This is a genomic window from Allobosea sp. Root483D1 (assembly GCF_001429505.1).
GTDB lineage: Bacteria > Pseudomonadota > Alphaproteobacteria > Rhizobiales > Beijerinckiaceae > Allobosea.
In genome coordinates this window covers 111209-118250 of sequence record NZ_LMJW01000017.1, presented here as the reverse complement: position 1 = coordinate 118250, position 7042 = coordinate 111209, and the positions used below count along the sequence as shown (strand labels likewise).

Genomic DNA, 7042 nt, shown 5'->3' with positions numbered 1-7042 from the left:
CCGCGAGCGCATGGGGCCGGACTTCGGCCTGCGCATCGACCCCAACGGCGTCTGGTCGGTCCCGACGGCGATCCGCATCGGCCAGCGGCTGGAAGCCGTCGGCATGGAGTATTTCGAGGACCCCGCCTGGGGGCTCGAAGGCAATGCCGCGGTCCGCAAGGCGGTGCGCACGCCCATCGCCACCAACATGTACCCCGCCAAGTTCGACGATCTCGGCCCTGCTATCCGCCTGGGAGCGGTCGATATCGTCCTGACCGATATCCATTATTGGGAAGGCCCACGCGGGGTGAAGGACCTATCGGCGGTCTGCCGCACCTTCGGGCTCGGCGTCGCGATGCATTCCGGGGCCGAGTTCGGCATCGAACTCGCCGCCATGCTGCACACAGCAGCGACCATCCCCGAGATGAGCTTCGCCGGCGACGCACACTACCATTACCTGACCGACGACATCATCGAGGGCGGGCTGATGCCCTATGAGGACGGCGCCATCCGCGTGCCGACCGGGCCCGGCCTCGGCGTTGCGCTCGACGAGGACAAGATGCGTCACTACGGCGCCCTCTACGACGAGAAGGGTGACTACTACGCCCGCTTCCACCAGGACCCCTACCGCCCGGACTGGCATCCGGTCGTCGGCGGGCTTTGAGAAGCTGCCTCGCGATCTCTTTTATCCGCAGAAGCGCTCACCACGACCCGATCACGCCGGCAACCATCAGGAACGACGCATGTTCGACATCCCCACGATCAACCGTCCCGCCAAGGCGCTTCTCGACGGGCTTGCCAGCATCGGCACGGCCACCGCGTCGAGCGAACTCTACAAGATGGGCATTCGAAACCCGTTCATCGCAGGAGCCGTGCCGCACTCGCGCGGCAAGGTCATCGCTGGCCCTGCCCTTACGCTGCAGTTCATGCCGAAGCGCGAGGATCTCTATGGCGACGACGAATACGCCGACCGCGAGAAACAACTTCACAGGCACGCGCTTTATCACGTCGAGGCCGGCGACGTCGTCGTAGTCGACGCCCGCGGCGACATGCAGAGCGGGATCTTCGGCGAGATGATGCTGACCTATTTCGCCGGCAAGGGCGGCGCGGGGATGGTCATTGACGGGGTGATCCGCGATGCGGCGAAGGCGTTCGCACTCGACATCGGCTACTGGATGCGCGGCGCTTCGCCGAATTTCCATACCCAGACGACGCTGATGCCGCACGCGGTCAACGTGCCTATAGCCTGCGGCGGGACTTATGTCAGACCGGGCGACATCATCATCGCCGACGATGACGGGGCCATCTGCGTCCCTATCGCCTATGCCGAGAGGCTGCTCGAGGCCGGCAGCCATCATGCCGAATGGGAGGACTTCTCGCGTCTCATGCTGTCGAAGGGCGGGGATCTTCGGCGCTACTATCCGCTCGCTCAGGATGCCGAAGCTGAATACTTGGCGTGGAAAGCGGAGCAGCAGCGCGATTGAGGTTGCGCGATGCCTTTCGACTCGCAGGGGCTGTGGTCTAGGCGGAACTTAGGTTCGGGAGCCTGCGTCACCGTCGCCCTCTGTGGCTTCCTGCTTAAGGTCCTGTTTGCGCCGCTCTCACTTGTCGCAGGCTCATTGCATTACCCGACCTTGTGACTGCCGCTCGATAGGGCGCTGGCTGGCCAGCTGCGCGCTTAGGGATCGTCCGTGCTGGATTTTGTACTGTTTGCGCAGTGGCGCTCTCCCGCCACTCAAAGCAGCGTGGGTATTTGCGAACTCAATGCGCGCCAGACATTCCCTATCGAAGCAATGTTAGGAATGCCCGCGAAGGTTTTGAACGCCCACCGCTTGTCTTTCCGGTGCTATTTCGCTGCGGGAATTGCGAACATCTCAGGTATCGTTCCACCTGAACGGATCGTCCTGATCCAATCCTCCTCCTTGAGCAGATGCGCCTGCGCGGCGGCCAGCACCTCGGCGGCGCGGTCCAGCGGCACGACCACGACGCCATCGTCGTTGCCGAGGACGATGTCGCCCGACTTGATCGGCACTCCAGCGACCGAAACGGTGCCGTCGATCGTCCCGCCGAAACCATGATGCGGCCCCCTTGGAACGATGGCGCGGCAGAACATCGCAAAGCCGGCCTTGCGTAGATCGGATACGTCCCGCACCGCACCGTCGATAACGGCTCCGCCGATCTGCCGCTGAACCGCTTCTTCGGTCATGACGCCGCCCCAGACGGCCGTGTCCTCGACGCCGCCGGCATCGACGACGATGATTTCCCCGGGCCTGGCGGCCGCGATCAAGGAGCAGATCGGCCCGCAGTCGCCAACCATGGTCGTGACGGTGCGGGCCTGGCCGCAAAGGATGGTGTCCGGTGCGATCGGCTTGATCGCGGCCTTCATCACCTGGGTACGGTTCATGCAGTCGGAGGCCACTGCCGGCGGGATCGCCCGCCACGCCTGGAGCTCCTCGGCGCTGAGTGCCCTGAAATGGGCTTGGCTCTGCTGAAAGGCCATTGTCTTCTCTTCCATATTGCGAGAGGGCGTTGCCGCCGTTCAGGCCGCCTTGGCGTCCCAGCCGGGATTGACGTTGTTGCGCAGCCGTCCCTCGAACAGGAATTCGAGCAGGATCTCAGCGGAGAAGGTGCGCATGTCGAGATAACCGGCCTCCGAGTAGAAGGCCGCATGCGGGGTCACGACGAGGCGCCCGGCGAGCCAGGGTGCGTTGCTGCGCCAAGCCTCGATCAGCGGCGGCGTCGGCACGGGAGGCTCCTTGGGCAGCACGTCGAGCCCGGCCGCAGCGACATGGCCGCTCTTCAGCGCGTCATGCAGCGCATCGACATCGACGAGGCCGCCGCGGGCGATGTTGATGAAGATGCTGCCGGGTTTCATGGCGGCGAACTGGGCCGCGCCCACCAGGTTGCGTGTGGCATCGGAAAGCGGGACATGCAGGCTGACGATGTCGGCCCGGCGCAGCAGCTCCTCCTGGCTGCGGACGCGTTCGATCCCCAGTCCGAGATCATGCCCTTCCGGCTGGTAGGGGTCGACATAGATCACCTTCATGTCGAAAGCGGCGGCGCGCCGGGCGATCGCGGTGCCGATCCGCCCCATTCCGATCGCGCCGAAGGTCGCCCCGCGAATGCGGCGCACGACCGGCACGTTCTCGGCGATGAAGCCGGCGACGGGGTCGGCCTTGAGGCGCGCCTCGTAGCTTCCCAGGCCGCGGACGAGATGCAGCAGCATCGCCAGCGCATGGTCGGCAACCTCGGTGGTGCCGTAGTTCGGGACGTTGGACAGGGGGATACCGCGCGCGCGGCAGGCGGCGCCGTCGACATTGTCGAAGCCGACGCCCACCCGCACGATCAGCCGGCAGCGGTCGAGTTTGGCGACGACGTCGGCCGTGATCTTCATGCGGTGCCAGACCAGGATGGCATCGCAGCTGCGCCAGATCTCGTCGGGAATCGCGGTCGGGTCGGTCTCGTCGAAGACGATGTAGTCGAGCCTGTCGCCCGAGACGCCGCGCTCGACGTCGAGATCGCGCAGATGCGCATCGGGAACCAATATCTTGAGGGCGGTCATTGCAATCGATCCTGGTCGCGGGTGCTCAGAGAACCTTGTCGAGAAAGTCTTTCAGGCGCGGATCGGAGGGCGCCTTGAACAGGGTCGCAGGTGACGCGTGTTCGACGATGACGCCACGATCGGTGAAGAACACCTCGTCGGCGACCTCCTGGGCGAAGCGCATCTCATGGGTCACCAGCACGCAGGTCATGCCTTCGCGCGCGAGATCGCGGATGACGCTCAACACCTCGCTGACCATTTCCGGGTCGAGAGCGGCGGTGACCTCGTCGAAGAGGATGACGCGAGGCTGCATGGCCAGCGCCCGCGCGATCGCGACACGCTGCTGCTGGCCGCCCGAGAGCTCGCCCGGATAAGCGTTTTCCTTGCCGGTCAACCGAACCTTGGCGAGCAGCGAACGGGCGCGCTCGGTCACCTCAGCCGGTTTTTCGCCGAGCACCTGGACGGGTGCCATGGTCAGGTTCTGCAGAACGGTCCGATGCGGAAACAGGTTGTACTGCTGGAAGACCATCGCGACCTGGTGGCGCAACGGGATGAATTCACGATCGGTCCGCAGTTTCTCGACCTGGAATTCGCCGACGCGGATGCGGCCCTGGTTGATCGGCGTGAGCCCGTTGATGCAGCGCAGGATCGTCGATTTGCCCGAGCCGGAGGGGCCGATGATGCAGACCACGCCACCATCCCTGACGCAAAGCGAGACGCCGTTGAGCACCGGGAAGGTTCCGAACGACTTGTGGACGTCGGCGAGCTCGATGAAGGGTTTCGGGATTGCATTCGTCATTGTCACCTCGCTCTCACGCGCCGTTCGAGCCAGCGTGTCAGGATCGCGATCGGGAAGCTGAACAGGAAGAAGAGCAGCAGCACGACGATGTAGACGGCTGTGGCGATGTGATCGCCGTCGCTGCCGATGACCGTGCGTGCCACCGAAAGAACGTCTGAGGTTCCGGTGACCACGACGAGGCTCGTGCCGATGAACAGCATCGCATAGATGGTCATGAGATTGGGCGTCATCAGCGGCAGCGCCTGGGGCACCACGATGTGCCGAAGGATCTGCAGCCGGCGATAGCCGAGCGAGCGCGCCGATTCCCATTGCCCGCTCGCGATCGCTTCGACGCCGCCGCGGAACACTTCCGCGATATTGGCCGTGACCGGCAGGGCGAGCCCGACGATCGATTTCACCATCGGCGACAGGAAAATCGTGACGCCGAAGACGGTGACCTCGAAGGGCAGTAGATAGAGCATCGCGTAGAGCACCACCAGCCAGGGCGAGTTGCGCAGCACGTTCATCACGATTTCGGAGGGGACCCGGACAAGCGCGCCACGGGCGATCAGACCAATGCCGAGCACGGCACCGATCGCAACGGCGATCGCCATCGCCCAAAGGCTGATGATGATGTTGGCCGCGAAGCCGCCGCTGTAGCTGCTGAAGTCCGCCGAGCCGGACAGCAGTAGCGGCGTGCGCAACCAGAGCTTCGTCAGGATGATCTCGGTCTCGGCGCCGTAGACGGCGACAAGCAGGCCCGCGAGCATGGCGGGAACGCCGATGATGCCGAGCAGGAAGGCGCGCCACTCGCTGCTCATGACGCCTGCACTCCATATCCGGGGATGCGCAGGGCATCGCCGAGCCGGCGGAGGACGACGACGGCGAGGCTCGCCAGGGCGACGTAGAGGATCCAGATCAGCAGCATGACCTCGAGGTTGCGGAAGGTCTCGAGGGAGATCTGCGTCGCGCCGTACATGATGTCTGGAACCGCGACGAGCGCCGCCTGCGACGACGTCTTGATCAGGCTGACGACATTGTTCGTCATTGCCGGCATCGACAGCCGGAAACCAATCGGCAGCTCGACATGGCGGAAGGCCTGGAAGCGCGTGTAGCCCAGCGAGCGCGCTCCCTCCACGGTCTGGGACGGCACGGCGAGCAGTCCGGAACGGATGATCTCGACCGCGATCGCGCCGTTGTAGAGCCCCAGCGAGAGCACCACGCAGGTGAAGCCCGAAAACAGCGGCACGCTGCGGCCGGTCGTCGGGTCCGTGAGCTTCAGGCCGACTTCCGACAGCATAAAGTACAGGAAGAAGAGCTGCACCAGCGGCGGCGTGTTGCGGAAAAGCTCGACCAGGACGGTGGTTAGTGTTTCCAGCACCCGCAGGCGGAAATGCAGGCACAGTGCTCCCGCCACGCCGATGACCAGCATCAGCGCGATGCCGAGCAGGCTCATCAGCACCGTCGTTCCCAGGCCGCGCAGCAGCCAGGTCTGGTAGAGCCCGTCGCTGAGCCAGCTGTAGTCAAGGCTCATGACGAGGCTCCCCGGTCTCGCAGCAGCTCGACCCTGGCGAGGCCGGCGAGCCGGCCGATGCCGAGCAGGGCCAAGGCGATATCGATCTCCTGAGCGAGCAGTGCGATGGCATCGGCCACGCCGCGCTGGCCGCCGATCGCAGCGGCCATCAGCATCGGCCGCCCGACGAAGACGAAATCGGCGCCGAGCTTCAGCGTCTTCAGCACATCGGCACCACGCCGGATGCCACCATCATACATCAGGGTCAGAGGCGGCCTGCGCTCCACGATCCGCTCCAGTGCCGTGAGTGAGCTCGCGGCGCAGTCGAGCTGCCGGCCGCCATGGTTGGAGACGATGATGCCGTCGACCCCGGCTTGTGCGGCGGTCGCCGCGTCCTCGGCGGTCATGATGCCCTTGATGACGAGCTTGCCCTTCCAGCGCCTGCGCACGGCATCGACATGATGCCAGGAGAGAGCATCCCGCCTGCCGATGTCGCGGGTCAGGGTCGCGGAAAAAACCGGTGGGCCCTGGCCGGCATCCATGTTCTCGAAGCGGAACTTCAGGGCCGCCAGGCGATCACGCAGCAGGACGCGCCGGAGCCAGCCCGGATGCGACAGTCCCTGCCAGGCGAGGCCTAGGCTCGGCTTCACCGGCGAGCGGAAGCCATGGCGCGCGGCGCGCTCATGCTTGGGATGCACCGCGGTATCGGCGGTAATCACCAGCGTATCGAAGCCGGCCGCCTCGACACGATCGACTAGCGCCGCGATGCGGCCCGCTTCCCCGGGAACGTAGGCCTGGAACCAGCTCGTGGCGCCCGCCGCCCTGACCTCCTCCATCCGCGTCAGCGAGGCGCCGCTGAGGATGAAGGGTATCCCCGCATCGGTGGCGGCACGGGCGAGGGCGATATCGCCGTCGGGTGCGATGAGCCGGCTGAAACCCATCGGCGCTATGCCGAAGGGCAGGTTTCTCTCGACGCCGAACAGCGAGGCGGAAAGCGATCGCTGGGAGACATCGACGAGGACCTTCGGCAGGAACGCATAGTCGCCGAAGGCGCGCAGGTTGCGGGCATGCGTCGCCTCGTCGTCCGAGGCGCCAGCAAGATAGTGGTAGAGCGCCGGCGGCAACACGCGCCGCACAGCAGCATCGAGTCCGGCCAGGCCCGCATCGCCGTCGATGGCGCGGCGCGTGGCGGAAGGATCGACCTTCGACGCGTACATGATGGGGCCGATCC

The 7042-nt window shown here is 65.4% G+C and carries 8 protein-coding genes; 2 read left to right on the top strand and 6 right to left on the bottom strand.

Annotated features, from left to right (window positions below; genetic code table 11):
* Both ASE66_RS32715 and ASE66_RS15100 read left to right on the top strand, forming a co-directional pair.
* The coding region (locus ASE66_RS32715) for an enolase C-terminal domain-like protein (protein ID WP_274532957.1) at nt 1-643 on the top strand (643 nt) is incomplete at its 5' end.
* Nucleotides 644-722: 79 nt separating this feature from the next.
* Nucleotides 723-1463, top strand: coding sequence for a ribonuclease activity regulator RraA (locus ASE66_RS15100; protein ID WP_057190523.1), 741 nt, complete (start codon nt 723-725; stop codon nt 1461-1463).
* A 362-nt stretch (nt 1464-1825) separates the two neighbouring features.
* On the opposite strand, the gene ASE66_RS15095 is transcribed toward ASE66_RS15100, so the two are convergent.
* Genes ASE66_RS15095 through ASE66_RS15070 form a run of 6 tightly spaced genes read right to left on the bottom strand, consistent with a single transcriptional unit; the run spans nt 1826 to nt 7028 of the window.
* Nucleotides 1826-2479, bottom strand: a complete 654-nt coding sequence (locus tag ASE66_RS15095; protein WP_057190522.1) for an RraA family protein — start codon at nt 2477-2479, stop codon at nt 1826-1828.
* Between the two features lie 39 nt (nt 2480-2518).
* The gene (locus tag ASE66_RS15090; protein ID WP_057190521.1) at nt 2519-3541 is read right to left on the bottom strand and encodes a C-terminal binding protein; all 1023 of its coding nucleotides are present in this window, start codon (nt 3539-3541) and stop codon (nt 2519-2521) included.
* Between the two features lie 25 nt (nt 3542-3566).
* Nucleotides 3567-4319 (bottom strand): amino acid ABC transporter ATP-binding protein, encoded by a 753-nt coding sequence (locus ASE66_RS15085; RefSeq protein WP_057190520.1) that lies wholly within the window; start codon nt 4317-4319, stop codon nt 3567-3569.
* 2 nt (nt 4320-4321) lie between these two features.
* Nucleotides 4322-5119, bottom strand: a complete 798-nt coding sequence (locus ASE66_RS15080) for an ABC transporter permease subunit (RefSeq protein ID WP_057190519.1) — start codon at nt 5117-5119, stop codon at nt 4322-4324.
* Nucleotides 5116-5832, bottom strand: coding sequence for an amino acid ABC transporter permease (locus ASE66_RS15075; RefSeq protein ID WP_057190518.1), 717 nt, complete (start codon nt 5830-5832; stop codon nt 5116-5118). The genes ASE66_RS15080 and ASE66_RS15075 overlap by 4 nt, the downstream gene beginning before the upstream one ends.
* Nucleotides 5829-7028: an alpha-hydroxy acid oxidase gene (locus ASE66_RS15070; protein WP_057190517.1), complete on the bottom strand. Its 1200-nt coding sequence runs from the start codon at nt 7026-7028 to the stop codon at nt 5829-5831. Before ASE66_RS15070 ends, ASE66_RS15075 begins: the two co-directional genes overlap by 4 nt.
* Nucleotides 7029-7042: the final 14 nt, after the last annotated feature.